The organism is Cohaesibacter sp. ES.047 (genome assembly GCF_900215505.1).
Lineage (GTDB): Bacteria > Pseudomonadota > Alphaproteobacteria > Rhizobiales > Cohaesibacteraceae > Cohaesibacter.
Genome location: NZ_LT907844.1, coordinates 1,797,224 through 1,822,973, shown reverse-complemented (window position 1 = coordinate 1,822,973; position 25,750 = coordinate 1,797,224). Strand labels below are relative to the sequence as shown.

36 protein-coding genes are annotated in these 25,750 nt (G+C 53.9%); 2 read left to right on the top strand and 34 right to left on the bottom strand.

The window, feature by feature from the left end; all coding sequences use genetic code 11:
- Positions 1-24: 24 nt before the first annotated feature.
- From CPH65_RS08255 to CPH65_RS08220, 9 genes are read right to left on the bottom strand one after another with little or no spacing between them, the layout of a single operon-like run.
- Positions 25-276 (bottom strand): hypothetical protein, encoded by a 252-nt coding sequence (locus CPH65_RS08255; protein WP_096173050.1) that lies wholly within the window; start codon positions 274-276, stop codon positions 25-27.
- A complete protein-coding gene (locus tag CPH65_RS08250) occupies positions 270-614 on the bottom strand; it encodes a LacI family transcriptional regulator (RefSeq protein WP_096173049.1) in 345 nt (114 codons plus the stop codon). The genes CPH65_RS08255 and CPH65_RS08250 overlap by 7 nt, the downstream gene beginning before the upstream one ends.
- The gene (locus CPH65_RS08245; protein WP_096173048.1) at positions 605-1,195 is read right to left on the bottom strand and encodes a hypothetical protein; all 591 of its coding nucleotides are present in this window, start codon (positions 1,193-1,195) and stop codon (positions 605-607) included. Before CPH65_RS08245 ends, CPH65_RS08250 begins: the two co-directional genes overlap by 10 nt.
- On the bottom strand, positions 1,195-1,962 hold the full coding sequence (locus tag CPH65_RS08240) for an AAA family ATPase (RefSeq protein ID WP_096173047.1): 768 nt from the start codon (positions 1,960-1,962) through the stop codon (positions 1,195-1,197). Before CPH65_RS08240 ends, CPH65_RS08245 begins: the two co-directional genes overlap by 1 nt.
- Before the next feature lie 29 nt (positions 1,963-1,991).
- Positions 1,992-4,211 (bottom strand): Mu transposase C-terminal domain-containing protein, encoded by a 2,220-nt coding sequence (locus tag CPH65_RS08235; RefSeq protein WP_172891485.1) that lies wholly within the window; start codon positions 4,209-4,211, stop codon positions 1,992-1,994.
- Positions 4,208-4,666, bottom strand: a complete 459-nt coding sequence (locus CPH65_RS23810; protein ID WP_157747570.1) for a hypothetical protein — start codon at positions 4,664-4,666, stop codon at positions 4,208-4,210. The genes CPH65_RS08235 and CPH65_RS23810 overlap by 4 nt, the downstream gene beginning before the upstream one ends.
- Before the next feature lie 15 nt (positions 4,667-4,681).
- Complete coding sequence (locus tag CPH65_RS08230) at positions 4,682-4,891, bottom strand: hypothetical protein (RefSeq protein WP_096173045.1); 210 nt, start codon at positions 4,889-4,891, stop codon at positions 4,682-4,684.
- Entirely contained in the window at positions 4,888-5,097 is a 210-nt protein-coding gene (locus CPH65_RS08225; RefSeq protein ID WP_096173044.1) for a hypothetical protein, read from the bottom strand. Before CPH65_RS08225 ends, CPH65_RS08230 begins: the two co-directional genes overlap by 4 nt.
- Positions 5,094-5,396 (bottom strand): helix-turn-helix domain-containing protein, encoded by a 303-nt coding sequence (locus CPH65_RS08220; protein ID WP_096173043.1) that lies wholly within the window; start codon positions 5,394-5,396, stop codon positions 5,094-5,096. The genes CPH65_RS08225 and CPH65_RS08220 overlap by 4 nt, the downstream gene beginning before the upstream one ends.
- Positions 5,397-5,631: 235 nt before the next feature.
- Here CPH65_RS08220 and CPH65_RS08215 point away from each other — a divergent pair, with 235 nt between their 5' ends.
- The gene (locus CPH65_RS08215) at positions 5,632-6,327 is read left to right on the top strand and encodes an XRE family transcriptional regulator (protein ID WP_096173042.1); all 696 of its coding nucleotides are present in this window, start codon (positions 5,632-5,634) and stop codon (positions 6,325-6,327) included.
- A 552-nt stretch (positions 6,328-6,879) separates the two neighbouring features.
- Here CPH65_RS08215 and CPH65_RS08210 read toward each other — a convergent pair.
- The gene (locus CPH65_RS08210) at positions 6,880-7,539 is read right to left on the bottom strand and encodes an Eco29kI family restriction endonuclease (RefSeq protein WP_096176307.1); all 660 of its coding nucleotides are present in this window, start codon (positions 7,537-7,539) and stop codon (positions 6,880-6,882) included.
- Entirely contained in the window at positions 7,539-8,747 is a 1,209-nt protein-coding gene (locus CPH65_RS08205; RefSeq protein ID WP_096173041.1) for a DNA cytosine methyltransferase, read from the bottom strand. Before CPH65_RS08205 ends, CPH65_RS08210 begins: the two co-directional genes overlap by 1 nt.
- 556 nt (positions 8,748-9,303) lie before the next feature.
- On the opposite strand from CPH65_RS08205, the gene CPH65_RS24985 reads away from it, so the two are divergent.
- Positions 9,304-10,023, top strand: coding sequence for an HNH endonuclease (locus tag CPH65_RS24985; protein WP_371359453.1), 720 nt, complete (start codon positions 9,304-9,306; stop codon positions 10,021-10,023).
- 225 nt (positions 10,024-10,248) lie between these two features.
- Here the strand turns inward: CPH65_RS24985 and CPH65_RS08195 are convergent, their stop codons facing one another.
- The 23 genes from CPH65_RS08195 to CPH65_RS08095 all read right to left on the bottom strand — a co-directional run bounded on the left by CPH65_RS08195 (position 10,249) and on the right by CPH65_RS08095 (position 25,734).
- A complete protein-coding gene (locus CPH65_RS08195) occupies positions 10,249-11,166 on the bottom strand; it encodes a DNA cytosine methyltransferase (RefSeq protein WP_096173039.1) in 918 nt (305 codons plus the stop codon).
- Complete coding sequence (locus tag CPH65_RS24980) at positions 11,138-11,338, bottom strand: Com family DNA-binding transcriptional regulator (protein WP_096173038.1); 201 nt, start codon at positions 11,336-11,338, stop codon at positions 11,138-11,140. The genes CPH65_RS08195 and CPH65_RS24980 overlap by 29 nt, the downstream gene beginning before the upstream one ends.
- Positions 11,339-11,509: 171 nt before the next feature.
- Positions 11,510-11,656 (bottom strand): hypothetical protein, encoded by a 147-nt coding sequence (locus CPH65_RS23805; protein ID WP_157747569.1) that lies wholly within the window; start codon positions 11,654-11,656, stop codon positions 11,510-11,512.
- The gene (locus CPH65_RS08185) at positions 11,653-12,642 is read right to left on the bottom strand and encodes a phage late control D family protein (RefSeq protein ID WP_096173037.1); all 990 of its coding nucleotides are present in this window, start codon (positions 12,640-12,642) and stop codon (positions 11,653-11,655) included. Before CPH65_RS08185 ends, CPH65_RS23805 begins: the two co-directional genes overlap by 4 nt.
- Positions 12,643-12,644: 2 nt before the next feature.
- Positions 12,645-12,881, bottom strand: coding sequence for a hypothetical protein (locus CPH65_RS08180; protein ID WP_096173036.1), 237 nt, complete (start codon positions 12,879-12,881; stop codon positions 12,645-12,647).
- Positions 12,869-13,270: a phage tail protein gene (locus tag CPH65_RS08175; protein ID WP_096173035.1), complete on the bottom strand. Its 402-nt coding sequence runs from the start codon at positions 13,268-13,270 to the stop codon at positions 12,869-12,871. The genes CPH65_RS08180 and CPH65_RS08175 overlap by 13 nt, the downstream gene beginning before the upstream one ends.
- A 2-nt stretch (positions 13,271-13,272) precedes the next feature.
- On the bottom strand, positions 13,273-15,678 hold the full coding sequence (locus tag CPH65_RS08170; protein ID WP_157747568.1) for a phage tail tape measure protein: 2,406 nt from the start codon (positions 15,676-15,678) through the stop codon (positions 13,273-13,275).
- Positions 15,665-15,820 (bottom strand): hypothetical protein, encoded by a 156-nt coding sequence (locus CPH65_RS23800; protein ID WP_157747567.1) that lies wholly within the window; start codon positions 15,818-15,820, stop codon positions 15,665-15,667. The genes CPH65_RS08170 and CPH65_RS23800 overlap by 14 nt, the downstream gene beginning before the upstream one ends.
- 23 nt (positions 15,821-15,843) lie before the next feature.
- Positions 15,844-16,194, bottom strand: a complete 351-nt coding sequence (locus CPH65_RS08165) for a hypothetical protein (protein WP_096173033.1) — start codon at positions 16,192-16,194, stop codon at positions 15,844-15,846.
- Between the two features lie 76 nt (positions 16,195-16,270).
- The gene (locus tag CPH65_RS08160) at positions 16,271-16,780 is read right to left on the bottom strand and encodes a phage major tail tube protein (protein ID WP_096173032.1); all 510 of its coding nucleotides are present in this window, start codon (positions 16,778-16,780) and stop codon (positions 16,271-16,273) included.
- A gap of 12 nt (positions 16,781-16,792) precedes the next feature.
- A complete protein-coding gene (locus tag CPH65_RS08155) occupies positions 16,793-18,016 on the bottom strand; it encodes a phage tail sheath subtilisin-like domain-containing protein (protein ID WP_096173031.1) in 1,224 nt (407 codons plus the stop codon).
- Between the two features lie 97 nt (positions 18,017-18,113).
- On the bottom strand, positions 18,114-18,548 hold the full coding sequence (locus tag CPH65_RS08150) for a hypothetical protein (RefSeq protein WP_096173030.1): 435 nt from the start codon (positions 18,546-18,548) through the stop codon (positions 18,114-18,116).
- A 2-nt stretch (positions 18,549-18,550) separates the two neighbouring features.
- On the bottom strand, positions 18,551-19,813 hold the full coding sequence (locus CPH65_RS08145) for a phage tail protein (RefSeq protein ID WP_157747566.1): 1,263 nt from the start codon (positions 19,811-19,813) through the stop codon (positions 18,551-18,553).
- 12 nt (positions 19,814-19,825) lie between these two features.
- Complete coding sequence (locus CPH65_RS08140; protein ID WP_096173028.1) at positions 19,826-20,284, bottom strand: hypothetical protein; 459 nt, start codon at positions 20,282-20,284, stop codon at positions 19,826-19,828.
- Between the two features lies 1 nt (position 20,285).
- Positions 20,286-21,383 (bottom strand): phage tail protein, encoded by a 1,098-nt coding sequence (locus CPH65_RS08135; RefSeq protein ID WP_096173027.1) that lies wholly within the window; start codon positions 21,381-21,383, stop codon positions 20,286-20,288.
- Entirely contained in the window at positions 21,380-22,207 is an 828-nt protein-coding gene (locus CPH65_RS08130) for a phage tail protein I (protein WP_096173026.1), read from the bottom strand. Before CPH65_RS08130 ends, CPH65_RS08135 begins: the two co-directional genes overlap by 4 nt.
- Positions 22,200-23,069: a baseplate J/gp47 family protein gene (locus tag CPH65_RS08125; protein WP_096173025.1), complete on the bottom strand. Its 870-nt coding sequence runs from the start codon at positions 23,067-23,069 to the stop codon at positions 22,200-22,202. The genes CPH65_RS08130 and CPH65_RS08125 overlap by 8 nt, the downstream gene beginning before the upstream one ends.
- A complete protein-coding gene (locus CPH65_RS08120) occupies positions 23,066-23,434 on the bottom strand; it encodes a baseplate assembly protein (protein ID WP_096173024.1) in 369 nt (122 codons plus the stop codon). Before CPH65_RS08120 ends, CPH65_RS08125 begins: the two co-directional genes overlap by 4 nt.
- Before the next feature lie 8 nt (positions 23,435-23,442).
- A complete protein-coding gene (locus CPH65_RS08115) occupies positions 23,443-23,649 on the bottom strand; it encodes a hypothetical protein (RefSeq protein WP_096173023.1) in 207 nt (68 codons plus the stop codon).
- Between the two features lie 88 nt (positions 23,650-23,737).
- Positions 23,738-24,280: a hypothetical protein gene (locus tag CPH65_RS08110; protein WP_096173022.1), complete on the bottom strand. Its 543-nt coding sequence runs from the start codon at positions 24,278-24,280 to the stop codon at positions 23,738-23,740.
- Positions 24,267-24,827, bottom strand: a complete 561-nt coding sequence (locus tag CPH65_RS08105; RefSeq protein ID WP_096173021.1) for a hypothetical protein — start codon at positions 24,825-24,827, stop codon at positions 24,267-24,269. Before CPH65_RS08105 ends, CPH65_RS08110 begins: the two co-directional genes overlap by 14 nt.
- A complete protein-coding gene (locus CPH65_RS08100) occupies positions 24,824-25,324 on the bottom strand; it encodes a phage virion morphogenesis protein (RefSeq protein WP_096173020.1) in 501 nt (166 codons plus the stop codon). The genes CPH65_RS08105 and CPH65_RS08100 overlap by 4 nt, the downstream gene beginning before the upstream one ends.
- Positions 25,321-25,734 (bottom strand): DUF1320 domain-containing protein, encoded by a 414-nt coding sequence (locus CPH65_RS08095; RefSeq protein WP_096173019.1) that lies wholly within the window; start codon positions 25,732-25,734, stop codon positions 25,321-25,323. Before CPH65_RS08095 ends, CPH65_RS08100 begins: the two co-directional genes overlap by 4 nt.
- Positions 25,735-25,750 lie beyond the last annotated feature (16 nt).

Here is a 25,750-nt window from a genome sequence, read left to right as displayed (position 1 = left end):
GTTTCCTTCAAATGCGGGTGAGATTCACCCTTCGTTCTTTTGGTGGTTTCGTGCCATTTCCGGCCAGGTGGGGAAGAGCGCGATTTTGGGGTCGTCAAGCTGCTCTCTGGTGAGTGGAATGGTCCGAGCCAGAAGCGCTGCTTCCAGCCGTTTGGCCTTTTGGGACTGCGCATGAAGCAGATCAGCAAAGCGCTGGGCCGCTGCTGGCGAGAAGCCGTCATTGTTATAGGTCCCGACAAACCAGTCCTGCATCGCAAGCAAGGTTTCGCTCAACATGCGGCACTCTCCTGCTTGGTGAGATTGAGAGGACAGGATTTGCAGGCAATCCAGTGTTTGAGCTGAACCGGGTCAGACATCGGCATCGGACCAGTGCGACACTCGCGGCAACTGGTCTGAGTGATATCGCACCCCAAATGAGGACAGAGGATCCGATTGCTATAGGTGGCGATGACCTTGGCCTCCAGCCGATCAACCCGGCCACCGGCTTGCTCATATTTGCCGGACAGATAGAGGCTGATCTGGGTGCGGCTGACCTCCAACTCATCGGCCACAGCTTTCTTCGAGCCAAGCAGTCTCACTCTTTCTTCAAGGAGGATCTTTGCTGTCAGTGACATGACACTTCCTCTCCGCGATCACCGAGATTGTGATCAAACAGGCAGCCCTTGTTCGCCCGAAACACCGGCGCTGTAGGGCCTGTATCCCGCATCAGCCGAAACCGCTTGAAGCCGTTGGATGTGAGGGCTGTTCCCTTGGCGCGGATCGGCAGTTCAATGAGATAACCGGCCAGCTTCAGTGCCCGGAAATACTTCTGCAAATTCTGCTCTGGGGTGACTTCACTTCCCGATGCTGCGGCCATGGCAATGTCGCCAATAGTGAAAGTCCCGGACATGCGCATGGCGGTCCACGCTCGCTGGCGCATGGTATCCCGAGGCTTGCGGCAGTAGCCCTGATCCGGGCGATAGGGTCCAGAGGAAATCGTCTCGCCGGTGGCAACAATGCGCTTGCCATCCTCGGTGAGCTGATAGCAACCAATCTCGACGCGTTCCAACAGACCGCGCATGATCAAGCGGCCTGCACATTTGACAATCTCGCGCCGCTGGAAATCGACAAGCGCATAATCCAGATGGTCAACCGTGTGGCACTGACCATCAGACAAGCGGGCGAGAACGGCATTTGAAAGGTCCCCGACAGCCATCACAACACCTCCGGAATGGTGATGGGCTGGTTGCGCTGACGATCAATGAGCAAGGTCTCGCCAGCCATGTCGGCCATGGTCAGACCAGCCTCATCCGGTTCATTGCGCAACCCGAAGCGTTCGATATTGGCGATGGCCTCTAAGATCTCCCGGTTATAGCCACCGGATGCCTTGAGGGTGAACTTGACCAGGTCAGAAGCAACCGGCACCTCACAGCGCCCACTGATCAAAGCTGACACATCATCCTCAGAACAATTCTCGAAGCGCACCTTCTGGGAAACGCGGGAGGAGACCTGTGGGAAGCGTTTGAGATTGTCATTCACCTTGCCCATACCGACCAGAATGGTGGGCAATTCGATCATGTCGGAAATATCTCGGATGGTTTCCAGAATGGGGGACTTGCTCGATACGTGATCGGCCTCATCGATAACCAGCCCGAAGGTTCGGTTGGCCATCTGGGCAGAAGCCTGTCGGCTGGCCAACTCTTCAAGGGCCAGCTTGTATTTCTTTTGGAAGGCGTGAGGTGGCGTCACCCGCAGACTTTCCAGCAACTCGGTCATGAACCAGTTGGGCGTCCATTCCTTTTTGGCACGAAGATAGACACTCCCGGTCTGGGCCACCCAATGCTTCAATGTCGTGGTTTTGCCAAGACCAGGCGCACCGTCGACCACCACCAGGCAGGCTTCTTCAGCTCCCCGCTGGCTGAGCCTGTCGAGGGCTGAAAGGAACCGCGAGACATTGCTGGTCTCGACAAAGACATTCCGCATCTAGTATTCTCCTATTCAAGTTTTTGCTATCAGGCAGCGGTGCGGAGGACGTTGCGAAGGGCTTCCACATCGACACCTTTCAAGCGGAACAGTTCCAAAGAGGTGCTGCGCTGGAGACATCCACTCAGCACCTTTTTGCGTGATGGGGTTAAATCCTCAGGGTGCTCGATCACCCAGGAAGCCAGCTCTTCATCCGAGCCAAAGATCCGCTTGCGCGGCCTGGCTGGCTCAGTAGAGACCGAGGACTGTGGCTTGATCAGTTCGACGACTGGTTCTGGCTCATGCTCAATGCTGGAAAGGCCATCCAACACATTGATATTTTCGGCTGGATTGAGCTCCAGCATAAGGTCCGAACGCAGTTGGTCTTCGACCTTGTCCATCTTGTCAGAAAGACGACGTTTCTGGGCGCGAGCGCGTTTCTCGATTGCGGTTTGCTCATAGGATACCGAAACATAGCGTTCCTCGTTGCCTGCAAACTCGGCGACACAGATCAAGCGTCCCGGCAACAGCTCGCCATCAACTTCATCAATCTCGCGAACCCAAAGCTTGCTGGCATCCTTGATGTCATAAGCAACGATCACCTTGTCGCCATGGTACTGTTCCAGATCCTGATGGAAGTATTTATTTGTGTTCCATTCGATCAGGCAGCGACGGGCCGTTCGGATCTCGTGAGGACGGAATAGATCGTCGATTTCGTAAGGCTGCACAGAAACCGGCTCGAAGCCCTTGGCTGTTTGAGCATGCCAGAATTCATTGGGCGACATATGCCTCTTTTTGCCGGTGATTGGGTCGGCAATCTTGGGCAACTCTGAATGAGGCTTGTCGTTATATTGCTCGACGGCCTTCTCGCAATCGGCCAGAAACGCATCCCATTCGATGAGGATACGGCTTCTGCCAAATTCCTTCACTTCGCGCCGAGTGACATCAAAGGCTTTTTTGCGAGCCTCCTTGTCCATGTCGCGACCGACATAGGTGACATAACTCTTGGCTAGTGGATTCCAGACGCTGCCGTGGAAGCGCTCAATGATCCCGCGCGCCTGCGAATTGTAGGCGATGGAATGCATCTTGGAGATACCGAGGCGTCCCATCATGCCGGTAGCATCGGCATCAAAGGTCTTGTTCCTGTAGCCAGGGCCGTTATCGACATAGAAAATGGCAGGAATGCCATGTTCCACGCTGGCACGACGCAAGGCATCCGAGACCGCAATGACATTCTCTTTGAGGCTCACCGAGAAGCCAACGCATCTGCGGGTAAAGACATCAAGCACGGAGGTGATTTCGGGCCGGAAGGGTTGGCCGGTCAGCAAGTGCGCGACTTCAGCATCAAAGGTCTTGCCATCGGCGGTGTAGATGGAAGTCGGCATCAGGCCTTCGGTTGACCTGCTGACATAAGCCATACGGGCTTTTATGGTCAAAGCGCCTTCGCGGCCCCGGACACGATCCACATTGCCCAGCTTGCACAGAGCGGTGCGAACCTGCTTGTATGATGGGGCAAAGCTCTTGTCTTCAAGCGTCTCGATATAGTCACCCAACGCCTGAGCAATGGAAGGCTTGGAGGGACGAGCATAGAATTTCAGAAACTCCCCAAACCATTCAACTTCTGCAAGCGACTTGGTCTTCTTTTTGATCTGGGGAGCCAGAGCTGTCACCCCGCCTTCGTCGCGAGCTGAGAACCAGCCATAGACAGAGCGAAGCGACAGGCTGTTCCGGCGCTCTGCAGCAAGTTCTACAGCTTCACTTAGGGCTGCATAATCTGTTTTGTCTTTGGAGTGTTCGTCGCTGGTTGGCAAACCAGCCCGATAGAGATTGAGATCTTCAAGAAACTGCAGGATGGCTTTCCGTCGAGACAGGCCACTGATGATGGAGCGACGTTCGATTTCGACGAGAAGTGCGGCTCGCGCTTCCATCATGACACGTTGACGGGCGTTAAACGCTTGCTGGTTCTGAACCGCAATAGCCCTCTTACTTTGCACAAGGGAGTTGTCCGCCTTGTGTCGCTCAAGAGTAATGCGTTTCTGCAGTTCAGACCGTGCGGCCTCTGGCAACAAGTCTATGTGATATTCCCAGCCGCCGCCACGCCCCGACCGCTTGCGAGCCAAGGAGGTGGATTGCCAATCATGGCGCTCAGCAAATCGAATGAGCGATTTGCGATCACTCTGTGGTAATCCCGTTAGTTTCAGCTCTGCCAGTTCGCGAGCTGTATACCACTCCCGCAAGATGCCATTATCAGCGACGGAGATAGCAGTCATTTGCTCAGCCTCCATTCCTTGTCGCGACTGGCGATGAACTGTTCCAGAGCTTCTTTCTTCTCGAGAGCCAGCTCGCGCTCGATGAGGGGTTGATACTTCTGGTCGACGACAATCATGTGGGTATCGGTGAGTAGTTCGTTGAGCATTTCGGCGCTGCCAAGAATTCGGGCGAGGGCAAAAAAGCGATAGGTCGAGATGTTGTTGTTCTCGCGGGCTTCCGAGGTCCAGGCATCAATGCTGTCCCGGCTTATTTCCTCGCCCAGGAATGCGGAAAGCTGAGCAGCAATGTCCTCGCGGCTTCTTCCATCCTCTTTGAGAGCTTCGGCCAGAACACGACAGACCTTCCGAGCGAGAGACGAAGCCCGGACGCGCGTTTCCTCAAAGCGGGGAGCCACCTTGGGTGGTTCCCAACTCAAAAGATCACCAGTCATCTTGTCGCCGTGAGCTTTTGCCATGTGGAAGATGGACCTTTAGCGTTTCGATTTAGGAGGTTTGCTTTGGGCTTGGACGGCTTCGATGGACTTCAGCTGTCCAACCAAGTCCCCCAGTTCATGAGCACCGGTGATCTCGAGGTCGATCCTCAATGCTCCTTTGCCAGATAGCGCCCAATTCTTGAGGCGAACACCATCGCGCGTACTCCAAAAGAGGGAATGGAAGTCCCGCATGACTTCAGAGGTCATTCGCTCAATCTCCAGACGATGACCCAGCCGCTGGCGATCCAGCAGCACAAGGCAAGAAAGGCTTGAAAGCAAACAAGGGAAATCAATCCTGCCAGATCGCGTAGACCATTTTGATCAGGCCAATAATCAAAGCAGTGATAGAAGCGCGACAGGGCTGCGACCCACTTGTCAGCATCAAACAGTCGCTCTGACACCGCCCGGCTCATGCCGCACACTCATTGTCAGCGCCAGTTGCAAACTTCTGACTGGTACAAGGGCCGTGTCGTCTGCTATCGTAAATTCGATGAGACGTTGCAGACTTGGGGTAACGGTCAGGCCATAGCTCTTCGGCAGGTACGCCGATGGCTTCAGAAATGGCTTTCTCGCCGGTGGAGTTGGGGCGATCCAGCGCCACGCTAATATTGGTGCGATGACATCCGTGCCGAGCGGCAAGCTCGGTGAAGGTCATGCCCTGGCGGTGAAGCTCGGCTTTGATTGCATACTTGTCCCACTTACGCTTCGGCATAATGTCTCCTCGTGAAAAGCGGGCTGCTGTAACAGGCCGCTTTTTTCTGAACCTTGCAGTTAGCCTTAGTGGCTGCCTGCTGTGATTAACGAATGAAGACAGAATGAGCTATATTTAGCCAGTAGTAAAGCTTTATATAGCTGGCCATTGTTTTATTTGGCTAAATTTCAAGTGCAATTAGGTTTCATACCGCTAAATCAATGGTTTAATAAAGCCATGTCATGTGGGAAAAAGGATGGCTTTCGAGCCACTGCTGCTAAAAATGAACAATGGCACATTCTCGGAACGCTTAAAAAAGCTCATGGGAGACATGAGCCGAGCTGAATTTGCCGATAAATGCGGTATCTCAGTAGGGGCGCTTAGAAATTATTTAGAAGATGGAATGCCTAGCGCAGACAAGGCCTTGAGGATTGCGCGCCTATTTAATGTTACAATTGAATGGCTCATAGAAGGTGTAGATCCAGTCCATCCCGGTGAGCACCAAACGCAGAAACTGACCGATTACGTTGGAATACCACGCTATGATGCCTCGCTAAGCGCAGGTAATGGCTTCTGGAATCAAGGCAAGGCTGAGGTTCTGGACCACATCCCTTTTACCCCAGAATTCTTGCGTCGACGCTTGGGACGTTCTACCGCAGAAGGGCTTCTCATCATGTCTGCCAACGGCGAAAGCATGGAGCCGCAAATTAGCGATGGCGACTTGGTAATGGTTGATCAAAGAAAGCAGACGCTTAGCGACGGCATCTTCGCTTTCGTTCTTAATGGAGAAGCAAGGATCAAGTGGCTGCGAAAAACCATTTCAGGCGATATTGAAGTCATTAGCCTCAATCAAAGCCCCTTGTTTCCCAAGGAGACCATTAGAAAAGATGAGCTTGAAGGCTTCCAATTGATCGGCAAAGTCGTCTGGTGCGGCCACCATTTCGCTCGTTGAAAGAATGCATCACGGTTCTTTTGATCGTCGGCTGAACATTTCCGAACGATTGTGCAAAGAAAATGGTCGTTCTCACGATCATTCGCTCATTCTTGTGCAAAGACGCGATTTTCACAAAATTCTAAATTAACAATAAAATTCAATCACCTGCTGTCAACTCGCGGGATTTTTGTCTGTGCAATATGACAGGTCCCCCCACATTTTGCCATTTTTTTCACTGTAGCGTTTCGCGCGGTTTTGCCAATTTTTTCACGCGGTTTTGCCACTTCTCAAAATCAGAAACAAATCAAGAAACCGATTTGAAGGGGTCTAGAAGGTCATTTGAGGACCTTTTGAGCTTCGGGAGTCTCACTCCCCTCACTGCTCACTGCTCACTGCTCACTGCTCACTGCGCCAAACGGACAGCAATGATGCGCAAGTCACCATAGCTCTTGTCGTCATTCAGAGCAAACTACAGATCAATTGCTAAAAGTTAGGAGCAACTCCTGCTCGATAGCGCTGGTTTTGTACACTTGACGTCGTACTAAACAGGAAATTTCTTTAAGCGGCACACTACGGTTGAATCATTCTTTGATCAGGCACTGCACGAGCTGAGAGCAATGCCTCGACTTCCCTAGCGATGCTTTCCTGCGTCTCTGGGCGTTGACCGCATAAGTCTGCCCATCGCCGACCGGGATGTAGGACATCCCAACGCGGGCGCATTCCTTTTCGTCTCCCTGCACCTGGATCGTGATTTCCGAAGCCATCCACAGGATTGTTCCAGATAGGAGCAAAACGTGAAATCATCAGATTCTCGATGAGAGGGATAAAAATATCAACAACTACAAGGAATCGAGCATGGAAATGCTCGATATTTAGGTTTTCCGCCGCCCTGACACTTTCGGCATGTTGGTTCAACCGATTGAACAGGTACTTTCCACGCGGGGGTTCAAGTCCTGAACTACCTTTGCGACCTCCACTTGGAATAGCCTTGCCCACATAAAGAGGCGCGAGCCACCTACCATTGTCGTTGGACTTCGCGATCCAGCTGTATGCCGGAAAGTCTCCAGTATAGTAGATCGCGTAAACGCCTGCCCCCCAAAAGGGCACCAAGGTGTTAAGCGGTTCAGGCGCGGTATCCAAAAGAGCTTCTGCCGCTGATGCGGCGAGGTTCGTACGAGCGAGTGGGTCGAAAGGTTCAAACTCTCTAGTTACTGATTCCTCCTGCGCCATCAGTGCATCCTCTGGCATTTAGACAGCGTCTCTACATCGGCCTCGAGAAGTCGCTCCGCAACGGAAGACGCAATCGCTTGGGCGAGCATGACAGGCACCGCATTCCCAAGCTGCCGCATGGTTTCGGACCACGCTCCATGGAAGACATATCCATCAGGGAAACCCTGAATTCGAGCTGCTTCACGAACGGTGAAATAACGACAGGAACCATCGGGGCGAACCAACATGTTCTCCCCTCCAGGAACTCCATGATCTCCAGCCTTCAATGCTTTTGAGGGAGCATCAAGGGGAGACCCAGTATGGCCCGGATACGGTCGTGCACCTGGCTGAAACCGATGGTTTGCAATACCTAGCGTATCGCTGCCATCCTTGTGCGGTTCAGGTAGAGTTCGCAGTGCATCTCGAACTGTTCTCCAAGGCGCGCCAATATGATCGTTTCGACCGCGAAGTGCCTCAACTCGTTTAACAAGACGATCGGGGACAGTCCCACGTTCCTTCCTTGAAATGCCATGCCGTTCCCAATATTCCCCGCTAACCCACTGATCATAGATAAGTCCATCTTGAGAGTGCGTGACTTCAGGGAAACTCCAGTGAACATTCTGATCTTGGCGAAACCCTACGAAGAATACGCGATGCCGACGCTGTGGTGCTCCAAAGTCTGCAGCGTCGAAAAGCTCCCTCAGCACGGAATACTGGATACCCTTGTCGCCAGTGGAGGTTCGCTCACGTTCTAGTCGCCGCATATGGTCAGGCCATAGCTCCCCAGGGCGCTGCAACACTTCGGGCATACTCATACGGAGCTCGATATATGAGACATAGTTCTCAAAGGCTGGTCGAGTCAAACCGCGAACGTTCTCAATAATAAAGGCTCGAGGTTTCGTCTCTGCGACTATCCTTGCAAATGCCGAGAACATGTCCCGATCATCGTTGAAACCTCGTGCACGGCCACCCATTGAAAATGGCTGACATGGAGGGCCTCCGGAAACTAGGTCGATGTCTTCGGGGATGGAAGCCAGATCGAATTCGCGTACATCGCTTTGGACCACTCGAAGATTTCGCACAAGCGGGTATTCACGCGTTGCGTTGTCCATCAGCGTCTCGCATGCCCAACGGTTGTGCTCAACGGCGGCAACAGCACGAAAACCTGACAGTTCAGTGCCTAGAACAAGACCGCCTGCACCTGCAAAGAGTTCAAGCGATTTAAGCATATAGTCTTCTCCTTGAGTGCGTAAAACTGTCTAGCGCCACGCATACAACATTCATATGATAAAACGACCGGTAAGTGGAAGCCTTGGCGATCCATTTCGGGTTAGCGCAGTGCATAAGTCGAATTTGAGGCATGTCCGCCTAGGGCTGCGACCGGACGTTTACCGTGGGTGGATAGAGCGGCCGCAATGTGTCGTCTCTTGAAATTAGGTTTGGCCCTCTAGGCCCAATAATTTTGCGATACATGAGTAGAGTTGAGCCCATTGCTGCAACTAGACTGGGTCACCGGATGGATCAGCAGTGTGCAGCTGCAGCACCTCTCCTTGCCTTGAGCGTTCGGCCCGACAGCCGTACTGCATTCCCTAAACGGCGATTCAAACAGGCAGCGGCTTAAGCACAGCCCAACCGTAGTTTTCTTCCACGATTGAATATGTAACATTTGATTTGCACAACTGTATTGGCGATTTTTTTTGCTAACTCAGGCCGCAGCGGAGGCTTAAGCACTTGGTTTCACAGCTCCAGTTGGTATCGACTACCGATCTCTACTTCATTTGCCAGATGGTTGACGGCGTGACACGGCACCCTGACAGATACCTTCGGAATATCGAGGACATATTCGGTGATATGTCGTCAGCCGCTCTAGCGCAAAGGTATTCCAAGTGGACCTGTTTTCATGCCTTCGTGGAAGAGCTCATTTCAAGCGTGATCTTTGAGGACGCCGAAATTGCCGAGCGCAGTCCAGGTGAATACTGGGTCGATTATCTACTCCAGTCAAATAGCTTTGACTACTCATCAATTACCCCTTCGAAGTTTGGCCGATTCGACGGTTACGAGTATCTGGACGCTCTACAGCAAGAAGACCTAATTACCGAGCTGTGTGAGACAATATCGAAGCAGGTTTTTTACGTGTTGTTCTCAAATCGCGGAACGATGTCTGCATTTGGACATATGGTAAGAAGCTACGTCTTGGAAACAGCTCCATCGTTCGTGCCAGAAGCATTCAACGACGCAGGTCACCTAATTCGAGCTTCAATCCCAAAATGGGCAGAGAATGCCGTGTTTCATAGAGACAAGGGGCGATGCGTACTCTGTCAGACGGACCTCACTAAGCTGTTCAGCCAACAGTCGCAGATCCACTATGACCATATTATTCCATTGGCACATGGAGGGATGAACTGCATAACCAACCTACAATTGACTTGCTCAAGTTGCAACTTAAGCAAGGGCGCACGTTCGGCGGCTACCTCTCGAGAATATGAAGTTTGGTATGACTACTGATTTTCTTAGAATGCGCATTACTATCAATTTGGCGAGCAAAGGCTAAAATCATAATTGAAAATCGGCGAGGGCCGCTTATTAAAGCTCGCGGTAAAATGCCTTTCACTGAGCACTAAACTACTTTTGAAGGCCAATTGAAGCTCCTCAGCGAGGTTAACCACCCTTTCGCTAAAGCAGAGCGACCGGCTCGAAGCCCCTCCGAACCGATCTTGAAGCGCCTATCAATCAACCCTCGAAAGCAGCTCGGAGAGAGACATACGCATATGCAGCAGCCAAGCTGACCACTCCGTTACCGGCTGCCCTGGTTCGCTCCATCCGATTGGCCAACCCATCATCCAGTCCGAAAAATTCAGGTTGTAGGTCCTCTCGCCGGGTGAGGATCCGCTTCCAGGTCTCAAAGTCACATGGAGCTGGCGCGAATATGGGAAGTGGCTCGATCCGTTCGGGACCATGCCCAGAGCTTGTGTCAGGATCCAAAGAGTTGTCCAGATGCGAGCAGAGTTGACTATCCCAATCTGAGAGCCAGCTTGATCGATTGCCGGAACAATCCGCAACCCCTTCTCCCTGCACATCCGAAACTCGGCCCGGTTGCCGTTCGGCGCAGTTGTTGGCGTGGGCCAGAATGAAGAGCCGGCGCCGGAGGTGGGACGCACCAACTTCAGCCGCCGAGAACAAGCCTGCTTTGACTGTAAAGCCCATGCTTTGTAGCTCGAGGGCAACTTCGTCAAATCCACGGTCCAAATGTCCTTCGACATTTTCGCAGAAGACCCATTCGGGGCTACATTCTCTGATAATGCGGGCCACTTCTGGCCAAAGGTGGCGGGGGTCTTTCTTTCCTTTTTGAAGGCCGGAGGCTGAGAAAGGCTGACATGGATATCCTGCAGTGAGGATATGAACTTTGCCACGCCACGGGCGGCCGTCGAAGGACTTAACATTGGACCAGACAGGCGCGTGATCCAAGGCCTGATCTTCCATCCGTGCCACGAGGGTGGCCGCTGCAAAAGCTTCTTGCTCGACATAACACACAGTTCGATATTCGGGTTGTGCGACATGCAGGCCGAGTTCCAAACCTCCAAATCCGGAGCAGAGGGAAAGACCGTTGAAGGGATTGATTTCAGGGTTTCGAGTGGGACATAGAGCCACAAGATTTTTCTCCGATAGCTGGTTGCTCTAGGCAATCAGTTTCGGGCTCTGCTGGCCTCAAATGATTGATTGTTCGGCATCTCCGACACTTGATTTCAATCCGGCCGGAGATGGCCTTTTCTTCGGTTTTAAACAGCAATGCCTGACAGGCACTACAACGGATAGACTCCATTAAGAAGACTCACATAACTTGATCTCGCTGCTCATTCCGCGTGGGCAGAGCTGGCGAGAGCGGTGTTATGCTTTTGTTTCATCGGCGGGGTTTTGACGCCAATCTAGGCCCCGTGTTTTCGAGCGCGTCAACGCTCTTAATCTCTCGCCTGCTATTTGATCCTTTGGCCCATCAAACCCAGCCCACCCATTGAATGAACTGGAGGGCCGACCAGCCCACGCCGATCAGGATCGAGCAGACAAGAAGCAGCGCGACAATCATTATGGTCAAAGCCGCTTCGCTCATCCTTGCTTCGGCAGTTTTGCTGCGCTTCATCATCTCTTTCTCTCCAATGAAAGCGTGGTCAGATACCCGCTTGATTTACTCACTTTGTGAATGGCCTTGGCGATGAACCAAGAGCCGGACAATTCGGGCTGAATGAACGGCGGGATAATATACTCGCCGCCTGCTCTCAGGCTTGCGTCACCGGGCACCGTTATCGTGCATTTGTCATCCTTGACGCTTGCCTCTTTCAACGCTGAGGCCGCCGCCTTTTTGGCTTCCTCCTTGCTCGCATAAGTCTTGGTCAAAGAAAGCTCTGGCGTGCCTGATCCAGCCGTCTCAAACATGCGTTCTGATTTGGCTTGATCGTGCCAAGCCGCCTTGGCGGATTTGTACTTTTCGCGTTTGCCGCCAGACCATGAATAGGAGATTATCTCGGTCCCGATGCAGCTCACCGGTAACATTGGAGCGCCGCTTGCGGTCTTGGCGCTGCCGTTCTCCAGAAAGAAGATCTTGCCATCTTTGATCTTGAAGAATGCCCCCAGATCGGCCGCCCATGTCTTGAGGAAGTGCATGTCACTGACATTGACCTGATCCTTGTGGGGGATCTTCATCGAGCCAAGGGCCTTGCTGACAACAGGGGCGAGGCCTTGCCGCCCAGCGACCTTGCCAACAACGTCTTTCACAGTCTTCTGGTCGTAGCTGTCCGTGCGCTTTTCCTTGAGCTTGTTCGCCATGTTCGCTGTGGTACCGGACAGGCTCATTTTGTGGCCTGATGACTTGGCACCCGAAGTCTTTGGCGCGTCGGAATAGTAGGTGCCCATTGGCCGCAACATGCCCGCCCGATCGGGCAACGCAAAAACCAATTCTGACTGCTCAGGCGGCGGCTGCATCGTGCCGTCACGCACCACAGTCAAAGAAGCTTTATCAGCCTTGCCGCTCACTTCATCCGTGATGGTCAGATCCATCAAGCGGCCTTGCCCCAGAAGGTTGGTCAAATAGGAGCTGATATTTCTCCCGGCGATGGAGGCATAAAGGTTCATGCTCAATCATCCAGACTTTGACTGAATGGCGTGATGTTCGGCGTCTCACTCAACGGCGCATCGGGGCACCAAACCTCGATAGTCATATCAAGCGCGATCGGGCTGTTAGGCCGGTTCAAAGGGCGGTTCTTGACGTGCGACCGAACCAGCTCAACAAGCGTCACCGACTGGCGGCCATAGTGGCGCATGATCAGCTCCTCGAGCAGCTCGCCGTCATGAGCGCGAACTAGAATGGCCATTGCCCACCTCCCGTGCTTTTGCTCATCTGGATTTCGAACTCGATGGCCGCAGGCAGATGAGAAAGGAACTCGCTTTCCTTCTTCGAGATGCTTTCAACGCACCAACGGCCAAGAACCATGCCATTGCCAAGCACGAAGCTAAGCGGCTTTCCCCGGCCTGCCTGTTCAGCAAGGGCTTCAATCTTCCATGTGCCTGCGGGCTGAATTTCTGGCCAGATCCCACCGCGAATGTGAATGGTCTGGTCACCGGGGCCAGTCCATTGTTTAAGCGGGGCTGAGCCGATCGGATCAGGCTTTGCCCAAGTGAACTGCCATTGCCGTTCAAGCTGCTCGAATGATCCAATGTCAGGGGCAAAAACAAACATACCAAGGGCTGCAAGTGGTCTCATAATCAGTCTCCGAGCCGGTCAGAGAGGCGGGCCAAAGCCCGTTCAACGGCCTCTTCAACACCGGCGTGAATGGCTTGCTGAACACGGGCCTCGATGTTGGGGTCGCTTGCCGTGATAGAGCCGATCGGAACCGATACATTGAGCTCTATCTTTCTATCGGTCTTGCCTGCGGCGGTGGCTTCTGCGGCCGCCAGAGAAGGCAATATCGATGGCGCGGCCGTCGCCGCCATTGGAGCGGCCGCGATACTGGTCGCAAGGGCGGCGCTTGCTGCGTGGCGCTTGACGGTGCGCGACATGGCAACCATTGACGACAAAGCATCGCCAATGACGTCAGCAAACCCACCGACAAATTCCGAAATCGGCACCCAATAATTATAGATCGCCAAGGCAAAACCAGCGACGGCTGCGACCAATGCCGCGATGATACCCCAAACCGGAGCCGTCGCCGTAACCAAACCAGCACCGATCCCGCCTATGATCGAGACTATGCTGCTAACCACGCTGGCAAGACCAGCAACAGGCAACAAGGCCGCCCACCTGATCGGGGCCAATGCTTTCAATGCGGTGCCAACCAAACCGATTGCTCCGGCACCGGTTTTGGCCTTCAAGCCAAGCATAAAGAGGCCAAACCGCAACCCAGCCAACAGGGCGATGGAAGTGCCCATGAAGGTCAAGAACCCTCCACCCACGACCAGCAAGCCAGCAAGGGCGGCCACAGTGAAAGCGATTGCTCTGGTCAGTTTTGGGTGGGCTTTGAGCCATTCACCGAAGGCGCGTGTTTGCTTTGTGATCCATTGGGTTGCCTCGCGCAAAGCCGGGTTGAGGGACTCGCCAAAGATCAAGGCAATCTCAGCCATAGCCGAACCGAGCGCCTTTTTATCACCCATCCAGTTGTCGCCCATTTCAGTGGCGACGCGGGCGGCTTCCCCTTTGACGTTCTTCAGATCCTTCAAGAGTTTTTCAAAGACCTCAAATCCCTGCTCATCAAGGAGCGAGGCAAAGGCAGATCCGGCTTCCGCCCCGACAATGTCTTTAAACATTTCGGCACGCTTGCCCGATCCCATACCCTCGCTGGCTTTGGCGATCTTCAAAAGCAAATCAGGCACAGGCAGAAGGTTGCCTTTCAGATCCTTCGTTTCAACCTTCAAGGCTTTGAGCGCAGACCGCGCCCGCTTGTTCGGGGCAGCAAGACGGGTGTAGATCGTGCGCAAGCTGGTACCGGCCATTGAGCCTTGAATACCCACGTTCCCCAAAAGACCGGCCATGGCGGCGGTCTCTTCAAGGCTCACGCCCAATTGCTTGGCGATAGGGGCGGCATATTTCATGCTCTCGCCCAGCATGGTCAAATCAACATTGGCCCGCGTTGTGGTCGCGGTCAGGACGTTGGCAACCCGGTTCATTTCTTCAGGGGCCAGCCCGAAGCCTGATAGAATATTGGATGAGATATCAGCCGTGGCGGCAAGATCCGTCTTGGTGGCTTTGGCCAGATTGAGCACATCAGCCATAGCGGCTTTGATAGATGCTTTGTCCATACCCGCCATGGCAAGAAAGTTCATGCCTTGAGCGGCTTCAATGGCGCTATAGCTGGTGGTCGCGCCAAGCTCGCGAGCCAGATTAAACAGCTCTTTGTAATCGCCACTATTCTGTTTGATCCGCGCAACGGCCGCCACGCTGTCCATGGCTTCTTCGAAGTTGCCAAACTGGTTGGCTGACGACACCACAGGTCGCGCCACTTGCCGCCCGGCAATCATGGAACTAACCCCCGCTATGGCAATCTTTCCGCCCAGCATGGCACGATCGTTTCGTCGGTTTCGCTCCCGATCGGTCAGCTTTGCAATGGCACGTTTGCGGTGCTCAAGCCTTTGGTACTCGCCCTCGAGCTTGCGCGTGGCGGCCGCCTGTTCGCGCAAATCCTGCGTTGCTTTATCAAGGCTGGAAGACAGCCGCTTTTCAGTGGCGGCAAGTTGTTTCGCCTCAATCCCCGCTTCTCGCAAACCGTTCTTTGCGGCATGAGAGGCTTGGGCGGCCGACCTGAATTTGTCCTTGGTTCGGCTTAGCGTGGCGTTGGCTTTGTTCAGCCTTTGCTCCAAGCCTTTGACCGGAGGACCAATCGCCTGCATTTGCTCTTTGAGCCGGGCCACTTCTGATTTGGCGCGATCGAACTCGCTCCTGGTCGAAGCCAGCGTCTTTTGCGTCTGCTTGAAATTCGAAATGAGCTTGAGCTGCTTACGGGCGGCGTCCGAACTGGCTTGAGCCATCTTTCGAGTGTCGTTCGAAACGCCTTTGAACTCGCCGCGCAACCGGCGCGACGAGCTTTCCAGACCCTTCATGTCTTTCTGGAACCGCTTTGCCCCACGGGACCATTTATCCCGAATGGAGAGCGTCATTGATGCATTAAGATTGCTCACTTTTCCTCAATGCCTTTTCTCGCTCTAGCAGGATCTCCCGTGCGTCGATCCAGTGGCCATATATGCGGCTCCAGTCCAAACCGTCGATATAGTCGGGGGACCATTGAAAGGCGGCCGAGACTTCATACCGGATCTGGTTCATGTCCTCCGGTTTTTTGGGAGGATCTATGAAGGCTTGGTCGAAGTCTTCGTCGCCGGGATCGTCGTCTCGGTCTGAGCCGTATCCACCGTCTCGACACAGCCATCCACGTCCATCCCATCGAAAAAACGGTTGAACCCCGCAATCAAGGCCATCTGGTTGGAGGCGCTCATGTCGAGGACCATATTGCGAGCCAAGGGAGGATTGGTGACTTTGGGCAGCACATAGGCAAGCGCCTTGATATTGCCTTCCATCAGATCAAAAGCCGTGTATTGGCCCATTTCGCGCCCAATAGGCTCGCGCACAATGGTGACTTTGTCCTGATCCTGACCATTGAGTTTGATCGGCTGAGGCAGGGTGACAATTTGCTGTTTCATGACAGGGTGTCTTTCGTTGCTGATTAAGAGAAAGGCGAGAGCGGGCAACTCAAAGACGCCCGCTCAGGAGGCATCATTAGCGGCCAAGGTTGGCGCGACGGGCGTCGTTTGCCTCGTCCGGATAGATGGTGTCATTGAGTAGATCGACCTCGAGCTTGCGCTCCCCCGCAACGTCTTTGCGCCAATAGACAAGCCAGAATTCAAGTTCACCCTCGACATCGTCATCGGTCCATTCTTCCGAGATTTTGTCCGGGTTGGTGCATCGGCCCTGTAGCTCGTAGACAACCGATGTGTAGCCGCCTTGCTGATCGTCAAGATTGCCTCGGGCAAACAGGCGGGTGCCGTCAATTTTACCAGAGCTGACCGCATCAATCAGACTTTGCGAGACCCCCTTTGTCTTGATTGTTGCCTTGGCTTCTTCAAGGCCAAGCTTGACGCCCAAGACACCACGGCGGCCGCCAGTGCGCCGTCCCTCAATGCGGCGCGGTAGACCGGGCAACGTGATCCCGGTCACCGTCCCACCATAGTCCGCGTCACCAATCCAAAGGGTGAAGCCATCGAGCGCGCTAATCTTTTCCATTGCCATGATTGAAGCTCCTTAGCCCGCGACCGTTTCGCGGAAGTATGAAAGGGCGGACGCCTGATCAAGGAACTCCGCATAGAGATCGGGCGTGCGAACACCCCAGATCTGAATTTCGCGCATCGGGCCAGCTTCCACCCATTTCAAGCGATAGATGAACAGACCTGCCTGAATTTGGGAGATCGTGTTGAGGCCGATCGGCAGCTCAAATTCGTATCCGATCAGAGCGCCCTTTGAGGCCAGCGTGCGCAAGAACTCGCGGGCCGAAGCGGAGATATCCTCAATCGCTTGCAGGCTCGTTGGCTGATCAATGTAAGGGTGCAGGCCATCGTCAAGGGCGTCATACACCTTGTAGGACACACGGCGACCGACAATGGTGCCGCCAAGAAGCTGGGCGTCATCAAGCGTATGAGAACCCCAGAGCTTGTATTCGCCCTTATCGCGAATGATCGTGGAGATCTGATCGGCGTTCAGCAGGTTGGCCTCTGATCCTTTGTCACCCCGGCGATATTGGATCTGCTGGGACAGCCCATCAAGGTTGCCCGGCTTGTTCGACGCAGACCACCAGAACCCTTTTTCAAGATCATATTTGGACTGCATCGCAGCCGCAAAGATAGATCCGGGAACGGCGACATGAGCATCAACTGCGCTATCCCACTCTTTCGTGAAATTGTGCACCAGCATCGCGTTGTCATAGCCGACCAAAGCGCGGCTTTGATGGGCTTCGGCGAGCATTCCGTTGGTCGTATCCAGATAGACAAAGCTCCGGATCTTTTCTGCGATCGCAGACAATGCACCAGCAACTGGCGTCACGTCCCCTTCGGTTGGCACCGTGGCGAAACCGGGAGCGATCAGGAGGTCAGGCTCGAAGCCAAGCAACGACTGACATTTGAGGATGGCATAGACGCCAGTCTTGTCGATCTCACTGCCCAGAACCGCGCTTGTCTGTTGTGCTGTGTCTTCGATTTTCTCAACGCGGATAACCGCAATACGGCCCGATTGCTTGCCATACTGCCGCCAAATCTGTTGCAGAGCGATAGGCAGAGTGCCGGTTGCACCCAAGCTTGCAGCTTTGGTGATATCGCCATTGATATCGACAGGAATATCGAGAGGCCAGTCTTCGGCAACGGCATCGGGGGCCGTGCCGGTGATAGCGATTTCGCCGCTTTCACCGACTGTGATTTGAGGCGGGGCTGACGTCTTGTCATAGGAATAGACGCCATGACCATAATTCGTCGTCATGCTTTCGCTCCTTGCGGTTAACTACATCCAGTTAACCGCAAGGAGCGAGACCGTGAGCCGGTATCAGATATCAGGTAAAGGGATGAGTTTTTGCTCCCTATTCAAGCACCATGGCTTCTCGCCACATGGCTGCGAATTGGTCCTCGGTAAGATCAAGAGCTGCCTTCATATGCCCGATAAGATCATGATCCGGCTTGTAGATCGATGCGTTCCGCCAAGCATTCAGCGCTTTCTTGCGCTCTTTGCCATCTGCGATGGCCTCAAGAGCAGGCTCGACCGTCTCATCCAATTCATGGTTGATCAGCACATCAATCAACTGCTTGCGGGTGATAGGAGCGAGCCGCACCGGCCCCGGTGCAGGGTTACGCAAAGACCCATCTTCATTGACGATCTGACCTGGCACGCCATCCATCTCGAGTAGGTTCTCTTTCGAAAAGCCTTCAGTGCCGTTTAGGATTTCTACCAAATCCTTAATCGTCTTATGCTTCCAAACATGTTGGATCACGCGGTCGTCGTTGATCAGAACAACCATTTTTATCGCCTCCAGAAATCGATTTGAGAATAAAGCTCAGTTTGCCCCAACACCATGGAAACCCCGAAGCCAACAGAGGTTTCCGCCCCACGCATCTCGATGCGATAGGTTTTTCCTGCCGTAAGCTTCGCGGAGAAAAAGGTGTGCGAGGTGCAATAATAGGTCGGGTTGGAATGCCCGCCTGATCCAACGGCAACAACCGCATTATCTGTTACACAAAAAACCCGCGAGGAGGTCTGAGCGGTATCGTTGATAGAAGCCCATCCACTCATATACAGGTCGGCTGCTGGCGTGAAGCTGTTGTTGGCCAGTGAGATCAATCCAAATGGATCATCTTCCGTGTTGTAGGGCCTCACTTGCCAAGAGCCAGCGTAAAGCCAGCCTCCGTCAACTCCATTGGCCATCTCGTGCGTAATCGAAGCGGCAGGTCCCCCGCCTAATTGGCTCGGCAACCGGCCATCGATCAAACCATTTGCCAAATCGAAAATGCCATTGATGCCGCTGATTTCGCTGATCTGGTGACCATGGCTTTTGGCGGCATATAGAAGATCATGAGCGTGATTGATCGACGCATAGGCACCGTCGTGGTTATGGGCTGCCAGCGCATAAACCCCGGCATGGTTATGATTGCGTGCTGCTTTGCCTTCCAACGCAAGATCAATTGCCTCAGACAAGGACGTTAAATCCTCAGGCCTTGCAAAGGAGAGTTGTGACAATGCGGCTGCCAAACGTTTTGGATCCACCAGCTTCTTTTCAATCGCCGCGTCTACCACTTCTTCTTCGTTGGCCCATGGATAGGAGGATATAACCCAGTTTTGGGAGGCGTAGCCGTCAAGAGGGTTGACCACCAACTGAATGCTATCGGTATTGGTGACCTGCAGGACGATCTGGATCGTGAGCGTCGAGGCGGTGCCATCCGTAAGGATGGCCTTGTAGGTTGGCGGATATTTGGCGATGGCGAACATTGCCCCATTGGCGTCAAACAGGCCTGCCTCGCGGATCCACCACCCACCCACGTCAGGCGGGAGAATTGCCTCGACAATCAGCCAAGCCGGGTTCTGAACGTCTGGCGTGATAGACGTGATATTGAGCCGATGTGTCTCGTGCACCAGATTGGTTTCCGTTCCGTCTGGATCATAGCTAGAACCATCGGCGTCTCCCACAGCAAGATGGGTCAGAGAAACCGAAGCGCCACCGGTAATGGCCGCGCTGAGGGCATTGGAGCCGATATTGGTGAGGCGGGTATAGTAAGTTGCGGCAGTCATCATTCAGCTCCGTTAAAGCACCATGGCTTCACGCCACATGGTCTGAAATTCTTCGTCGGTGAGATTGAGGGTGGTCTTCATTTGCAATATCAGCGCATGGTCTGGCTCATACTGAGTGGCGTTTTGCCAGGCATTGAGGGCTTTCTTGCGCTCCGTAACATCTTCAATTGCTTCAAGAGCTGGCTCGACCGCCTCGTCCAAATTATGGTCGATCAGCACATCAATCATCTGTTTTCGAGTGATAGGAGCAAGGGGGATGAGCGGCACATGCTCGCCCAATGCAGGCATGAGGCCTGTAGCCAAATATGCCTCACCCCAAATATCAATAGGGTGCTCCGGCAGGTTATCAATGGCCAGAGTCCGGTGGGTAGCACCTGTAGGAATATCCTTAAGGGCGTCGGCCACTTCACCAGAGGGCATAACAAGAGCCAGGCCATTGTTGTCTTTATAGACGATGCATTCTTCTGTCATATCACCCGCCAATAATCAGAACGTCGACAATCGCGGTGTTTTCACGAACCGCGTTTGACGAAACTTGGATGGAAAGGCGAACACCCCACATGCTCTTCGAAGAACCGGGCCACAAAGCAGCATTGATGTTTCCATCTGTGCCTGTTCTGCCCGCAAGAGCCACTACTGCGTAGCCCGTAGAGGCCGCTGCAGCCGAGAAGTTAACTGTGAAGTCACCTGTGCCATTCTTGGTGACAGAACTGACACCGCTGCTTCCCAGCACAGCACCAGAGGCACCATTGAAAGACACCCAAGCAAATATTCCGGTCAACTCACTTGGTGATTTGCCACCAAAGAGGCCATTGGCGAGATCGAAATTACCATTGATGCCGCTGATCTGTCCGACAGGATGAGTATGACTGGCGGCGGCTTTACCGGCCAGTTTGCTGTCCATCTCTGTTTCCGTGTAATAGCGACCATCGTGAGTATGACTGGTCGCGGCCTTTCCCGCCAATTTGGCGTCAATTTCGGCCTCAGTATAGTAAAGGTTATCATGAGAATGAGAGGCTGGGGCTTTGGCTATCAGCTTGGTGTCTATCTCAGTTTCTGTGTAATAACGATCATCATGGGTATGGTCGTTATCGGCCTTGCCGCTAAGCCCCGCCTCCACAAAACTCTGCGTGGCATAGCCCTCCTGTGCATCAACTGACAAGGTCAGCGCATTGCTATCAGACACCTGAAGAACAATCTGAATGGTGAGGCTTGACGTTGCGCCGTCGACTGCCACAGCCTTGTATGTTGGTGGGAAATTGGCGATGGCAAACAGGTCGCCATTGTCATCATAGATCCCGACCTCACGGATCCACCAGCCACCAACATCGGGCGGCAAAATGGCTTCCAGAACCAACCAATCCGCATTAACTGGATGAGGAATGATCGAGGCCAGTGGTAGGCGGTATTGTTCGTTGATCAGGGCGGCCTCGCTGCCGTCTGGCACATAGTCCGCGCCGTTGGCATCGCCAACAGCCAGCACATCCAAGGCGATGGCGGTGTCGCCGGTGATTGCCTCATTGAGGGCAATCGCCCCGGCATTGGTCAGGCGCGTTGAGTAGGTCGTCATGCATGCCCCTCCGGCAAGATGGTCACAATTGGGTTGGCCGGGCGGACCCCGATAGCAAGGTGATAGGACGCTTGGCTTTCAAGGCCGGACGCTGTTGGAGGATAAAGACGGATCACTTCGCCAACCGATGTCGAGCCTCCAAAGGCCAGTGACATGGCGTCATAGATCGCGGTGGTCTGCTTTGGCTTGATCCGGACCAATTCACCGGTCGAGGCGCAGCCCGCCATCACCATCTTCATGGTGCTACTGAGGTCCGTCGCCATGGGTGGCAGGATCTTGACCTTTTGAAGATCCTGCAAAGCCGAGTGAGGAACGATTGAAAGCCACGAACGCAAAGCCAAACGCAAGCTATAATGCCGGGACAGAGGCTTGGTGCGCGTTATGGCTTGATGCGCAATCGAGGTCAGTCTTTCGATATGATCAATCTCGCGATCATAAACCGGCTTGGCCAACCAAGCGGTAACCTCAAACGTACCGGGGACGCCGGGTGGCTCCATCTGCCACCACTCAACCAGATTGCTTTCAAGGCCGACCATATCGAGCGCATAGTTCAATGCGTAAGGCGTGCCCTTGTGACGGTGGATTTCCCATTGAGCAGCGATAACCGTTCGACGTGTGTCTTCGAACCATGCAGGATCCCAAAAATCGGCACTTGCTTCATAGGCAAGCCAAGGCAGGATCTCGGCGCGGCATTCAGCCGGGTTCTTTTCTTTCGACAGGGCAATGATCGCCGCCTCGATGTCATCCATCAAAAAGCTGACAGATGACACCCGCAATTCATGATCGGATGCATAAAGCGGCAAATGCTTGGAAGCGTCATACATTGATCACCTCCACATTGATCGTCACCGAATTGCAGTGCGCAATCTGTGTTTGCGTAACGGTAACGCCTTCTGCTGGCGACAAGCTAACCTCTTCAGCACCGGCGACCGTCAAAGCCGCATAGAGTGCCGACGCAGGCAGACTTTTGCCGATATAGGCCCGGCTTTCCTGATAAGCGGCAAGCGCCTTTTCAGCTTCAGCTTGAATGACGTCAGGGCTGGGGCCGGATTGAACCTTGATGGTTGCAACCAGATCATAAGGAACGATGTCCGCGCTATGAACGCTCACACGATCGGCGATCGGGCGGCGGTTGTCTGCCGAGATTGCAGCGGTTACGTCTGCCAGCAAGCCTTCCGTAGCCGGGACTGATGTGTCATGCCCGACAACATAGATTTCAACCACGGCCGGTGAAGGGCTGATCGCTTGTGCGTCTTTGACGGCCTCAACCGTTTCCGCCCAGAATTCATATCCGCCTTGAGGCCCAGCCGTCGACCAGCTTTCCGGGGCCATGTGAATGCGCTCGCGCAAGTCATCGTCATCCTCATAGATGCCCGCGTCCTCATCAATGACCTTGCGCTCAACATTCCGGCTCCAACCAATCACCTCAAGGTCTGAACCGCCCGCGCTGGCGAGCAGCGTTGCCTTGCCCGCTTCATTGATCCTGTCGCGTACATTGTCTGCAAGCCAAGCATCAACGCCAAAGTGAGCCTTTACCGGCTCAAATTCCGTTTCGTCTTCAAAATCCGGGTATCGTAGCTTGTATGCCGCCATCAGGGCCGAGAGCTGAGCGTCATAACCGGACAAGTCCACCAGCTTAGGCGGGCCAAGCTTGCTCAAATCAATCAGGTCATCATACTTGCTCATGACACCAGCTCACCGAAGTTAAGAGCCTTTCCTGTCTCAAGGCTCACCGCATCAAGGACAAGAACGCTCTGACCGTCTGCGACCAACAAAGCGGCGTTCAAGTCGCTTGCCTCGTCAGGGGCAACGACCTTCAGGGTTCGCAAATTTGCTCGGCTCTCCCCTTCATGAATAGCCGTGGCAACCGCCGCGCAATAGAGCATCCTCACCACGTCATTTCCGGGGGCATCGATAAGATCAGGCAGGGCGCAAGCCAGATCGCGCCGCATGACGAGATCGCCATTGGTGACAATCAGTCGGCCGATGGATTGCACAATGCGTGCGTCGCCCTCGAGCGGCTTGCCTGTTCGTGCGTCATAGCCCGACATACCGCCCCCTATTTCTCAGCGGTTTTTGCGGTTGCTTTGGCTTTATCTGCGACAGAAGGCTTTTCGGTCAGAGTGCCGTTGAGCAACAAAAAGGTAACTTGATTGGGGTGGGCTTCAATCTCGGAGCCCTTTTCCTTGATCTGATCATCAAGCACCGGGCCGCGCTGCTGGACAATGTAGGTTTTCTTGCCCGGATCTTTTGCTTTTGTCGCCATCACAAACCTCGTTCGAGAAACAGTTGAGTTGCGTTTGAAGTCGCCTCAACTATGCGCGAGCGTGATTGGCTAAAGCCGGTATCAGATATCAGTTGGCAAAGACTTTTGAAGAGCCTTGAATGATCGGGTGAAGCCCCTTTGAAGATCCAAATTTTACGTCGACCATATCGCCAACGCGGGCGACCGCTGGTCCGCCTTTACCGGCCAAATGTGTTTCGGGATCAATGACCACCTTGACGCCTTTCAGCGTTGCCACCCCACCGGCAATTTCAATCTCGGCCCCGGCTGGACCCTTGAGCCGCAAAGTCCCTTGTTCAGTGCTGGCATGAGGATGATTGTCGTTTGGCAGGCAAGGAAAGAATGCGCCGCCCTCGGTCTCACCATCGGGGCAAATGAGAAAGCCTTGCGCACCGGGATTAGCCGGGGCGTCAATGGTCCACTCACCTGAGGTCATAGAGGCTTGGGTTACCGGTCCGCTAACAAAGCCCGAGCCGTCTTCGACGATGACCTTGCCGTCTTTGCGCTCCTTCATGCGGACTTTGCGCACGTAGTTGTTGGACTTGCGTTCTTGTTCAGCACGCCAGTCTTTCAGATCGGATATTTCATCAATCAGCGCATCAAGGGCTGACATTGGCCAGCTCCGAACTTGTTGGCCATTCAGTCTCGCGGCCAAGCTGGCTTGAAACCGGAGCACCGAGCTGCCGGCCATCTTGATCGAACATCATGAAACTTTGCCTCCACTCGAGCGCCCAAAGAGCCGACCCCTTCTTCATAAGGGAAAGGGAAAACAGATTGCGCCCGGAAAAGCCGGACGGTTTACCGGCTTGAACCAGCTCGAAGCGATTGTCCTCAATAAGGCGGGTAAGGTTGAACACCAGATCATTGAGGCTCTTTGCCTGATCAAGTCTGCCGCCATAAGGAGCGGCGGCAAATATGCCCAAGTTCAACAAATGCTCCTGCATGCCATCAGACCGGCGCTTGACCGAGAGCAGCTTTCCCAATGCCACAAACGCGGCACCTGAATTGGGAATACTGGCTTTTGCTATCCAGCCTTCCGTCAAGGTTCCCGGAGCCATTTCGATCTTGGCACCCTGCATGAAGATGCCCGAGGTTTCGATCCGGGCAACAATCGATGCCAGTACGTCATTGTAGCCGGTTGGCTTAGTCCATTCACTCATTGAAAAGGCTCCGCAATAAAAATGAGGGCTGTGTCTTCAATCTCGGCGGCATTGTCTTGGCTGATCCCGAGATAAGGCCGTTCGGGGATGGTGACGGCATCTGCGACGATGGTTCGCCCGCCTAACTGGAAAACAAGCTTTTCGGCATTCTTGGGCGTGATCACCCCGCCAAAATGATGAATGGCCGCATAAACAAGAGGCGAACCCCAACTGACCTCGCCAGAACCGACAACGTGATCCATTGATGTGATTAGGTCGCCCTCGCCTTCCAAGATGCCGCCAGCCCCTCTTTTGCCTTTGGCATATTCAGGATTAAGGGCGGGCCAAGCTTCGCCATTCGGCCCGGCCTGCTCGTCGCTGATACGGCGCTGCGATTGACTAACACCGATCGCGCCGACGGCATCGAGCAGTTCAGCTTCATCCAAGGCGGCCAGTTTGCTTGCGGCCCGCAGGGGCAGCGTCGCATCCAGTGAGGCCAGAAACTCAATCCCGCTCATTTGAAAATCCGTTCGGGCAAAACAAAGGTCGCGCCAATGCCCGACGCATTGCCCCCAGAACTGGACAGATTGGGAGACATGGGCAAACTGCTTTTGCCTTCGGACACGCTCTTGAGCCAAGAAAGGGAAGCCTTGTAACGGGTCTCGATTTCTTCCGTGACCGTGTTGGCTGTATTGGCCAGATGATATGTCGCGATAAGCGTGCAATGGTGCTTCAGAACAGGTGCCGATTTTGGGTCCGTAACTGGCGTATCGGTTCGGCTTGCAAGCCAACCGTCCATCTCGGCTGAAGCACGAGACAAGGCGGTTTCAATCACGTCCCTGTCAGCCTCGCCGTCATAATCGGTATCGGCAATGGTTTTGTGGGCGGCTTCATAGAGCAGCCAATCATCGACACTTGCATAGGACATGGAGCACCTTTGAAAA

Excerpts from the sequence above, each read along its gene's own strand:
- CPH65_RS08255 (WP_096173050.1), bottom strand. The coding sequence starts at position 276 with ATGTTGAGCGAAACCTTGCTTGCGATGCAGGACTGGTTTGTCGGGACC.
- CPH65_RS08250 (WP_096173049.1), bottom strand. The coding sequence starts at position 614 with ATGTCACTGACAGCAAAGATCCTCCTTGAAGAAAGAGTGAGACTGCTT.
- CPH65_RS08245 (WP_096173048.1), bottom strand. The coding sequence starts at position 1,195 with ATGGCTGTCGGGGACCTTTCAAATGCCGTTCTCGCCCGCTTGTCTGAT.
- CPH65_RS08240 (WP_096173047.1), bottom strand. The coding sequence starts at position 1,962 with ATGCGGAATGTCTTTGTCGAGACCAGCAATGTCTCGCGGTTCCTTTCA.
- CPH65_RS08235 (WP_172891485.1), bottom strand. The coding sequence starts at position 4,211 with ATGACTGCTATCTCCGTCGCTGATAATGGCATCTTGCGGGAGTGGTAT.
- CPH65_RS23810 (WP_157747570.1), bottom strand. The coding sequence starts at position 4,666 with ATGGCAAAAGCTCACGGCGACAAGATGACTGGTGATCTTTTGAGTTGG.
- CPH65_RS08230 (WP_096173045.1), bottom strand. The coding sequence starts at position 4,891 with ATGACCTCTGAAGTCATGCGGGACTTCCATTCCCTCTTTTGGAGTACG.
- CPH65_RS08225 (WP_096173044.1), bottom strand. The coding sequence starts at position 5,097 with ATGAGCCGGGCGGTGTCAGAGCGACTGTTTGATGCTGACAAGTGGGTC.
- CPH65_RS08220 (WP_096173043.1), bottom strand. The coding sequence starts at position 5,396 with ATGCCGAAGCGTAAGTGGGACAAGTATGCAATCAAAGCCGAGCTTCAC.
- CPH65_RS08215 (WP_096173042.1), top strand. The coding sequence starts at position 5,632 with ATGGCTTTCGAGCCACTGCTGCTAAAAATGAACAATGGCACATTCTCG.
- CPH65_RS08210 (WP_096176307.1), bottom strand. The coding sequence starts at position 7,539 with ATGGCGCAGGAGGAATCAGTAACTAGAGAGTTTGAACCTTTCGACCCA.
- CPH65_RS08205 (WP_096173041.1), bottom strand. The coding sequence starts at position 8,747 with ATGCTTAAATCGCTTGAACTCTTTGCAGGTGCAGGCGGTCTTGTTCTA.
- CPH65_RS24985 (WP_371359453.1), top strand. The coding sequence starts at position 9,304 with ATGGTTGACGGCGTGACACGGCACCCTGACAGATACCTTCGGAATATC.
- CPH65_RS24980 (WP_096173038.1), bottom strand. The coding sequence starts at position 11,338 with ATGGAGTCTATCCGTTGTAGTGCCTGTCAGGCATTGCTGTTTAAAACC.
- CPH65_RS23805 (WP_157747569.1), bottom strand. The coding sequence starts at position 11,656 with ATGATGAAGCGCAGCAAAACTGCCGAAGCAAGGATGAGCGAAGCGGCT.
- CPH65_RS08185 (WP_096173037.1), bottom strand. The coding sequence starts at position 12,642 with ATGAACCTTTATGCCTCCATCGCCGGGAGAAATATCAGCTCCTATTTG.
- CPH65_RS08180 (WP_096173036.1), bottom strand. The coding sequence starts at position 12,881 with ATGGCCATTCTAGTTCGCGCTCATGACGGCGAGCTGCTCGAGGAGCTG.
- CPH65_RS08175 (WP_096173035.1), bottom strand. The coding sequence starts at position 13,270 with ATGAGACCACTTGCAGCCCTTGGTATGTTTGTTTTTGCCCCTGACATT.
- CPH65_RS23800 (WP_157747567.1), bottom strand. The coding sequence starts at position 15,820 with ATGAACCAGATCCGGTATGAAGTCTCGGCCGCCTTTCAATGGTCCCCC.
- CPH65_RS08165 (WP_096173033.1), bottom strand. The coding sequence starts at position 16,194 with ATGAAACAGCAAATTGTCACCCTGCCTCAGCCGATCAAACTCAATGGT.
- CPH65_RS08160 (WP_096173032.1), bottom strand. The coding sequence starts at position 16,780 with ATGGCAATGGAAAAGATTAGCGCGCTCGATGGCTTCACCCTTTGGATT.
- CPH65_RS08155 (WP_096173031.1), bottom strand. The coding sequence starts at position 18,016 with ATGACGACGAATTATGGTCATGGCGTCTATTCCTATGACAAGACGTCA.
- CPH65_RS08150 (WP_096173030.1), bottom strand. The coding sequence starts at position 18,548 with ATGGTTGTTCTGATCAACGACGACCGCGTGATCCAACATGTTTGGAAG.
- CPH65_RS08145 (WP_157747566.1), bottom strand. The coding sequence starts at position 19,813 with ATGACTGCCGCAACTTACTATACCCGCCTCACCAATATCGGCTCCAAT.
- CPH65_RS08140 (WP_096173028.1), bottom strand. The coding sequence starts at position 20,284 with ATGACAGAAGAATGCATCGTCTATAAAGACAACAATGGCCTGGCTCTT.
- CPH65_RS08135 (WP_096173027.1), bottom strand. The coding sequence starts at position 21,383 with ATGACGACCTACTCAACGCGCCTGACCAATGCCGGGGCGATTGCCCTC.
- CPH65_RS08130 (WP_096173026.1), bottom strand. The coding sequence starts at position 22,207 with ATGTATGACGCTTCCAAGCATTTGCCGCTTTATGCATCCGATCATGAA.
- CPH65_RS08125 (WP_096173025.1), bottom strand. The coding sequence starts at position 23,069 with ATGAGCAAGTATGATGACCTGATTGATTTGAGCAAGCTTGGCCCGCCT.
- CPH65_RS08120 (WP_096173024.1), bottom strand. The coding sequence starts at position 23,434 with ATGTCGGGCTATGACGCACGAACAGGCAAGCCGCTCGAGGGCGACGCA.
- CPH65_RS08115 (WP_096173023.1), bottom strand. The coding sequence starts at position 23,649 with ATGGCGACAAAAGCAAAAGATCCGGGCAAGAAAACCTACATTGTCCAG.
- CPH65_RS08110 (WP_096173022.1), bottom strand. The coding sequence starts at position 24,280 with ATGTCAGCCCTTGATGCGCTGATTGATGAAATATCCGATCTGAAAGAC.
- CPH65_RS08105 (WP_096173021.1), bottom strand. The coding sequence starts at position 24,827 with ATGAGTGAATGGACTAAGCCAACCGGCTACAATGACGTACTGGCATCG.
- CPH65_RS08100 (WP_096173020.1), bottom strand. The coding sequence starts at position 25,324 with ATGAGCGGGATTGAGTTTCTGGCCTCACTGGATGCGACGCTGCCCCTG.
- CPH65_RS08095 (WP_096173019.1), bottom strand. The coding sequence starts at position 25,734 with ATGTCCTATGCAAGTGTCGATGATTGGCTGCTCTATGAAGCCGCCCAC.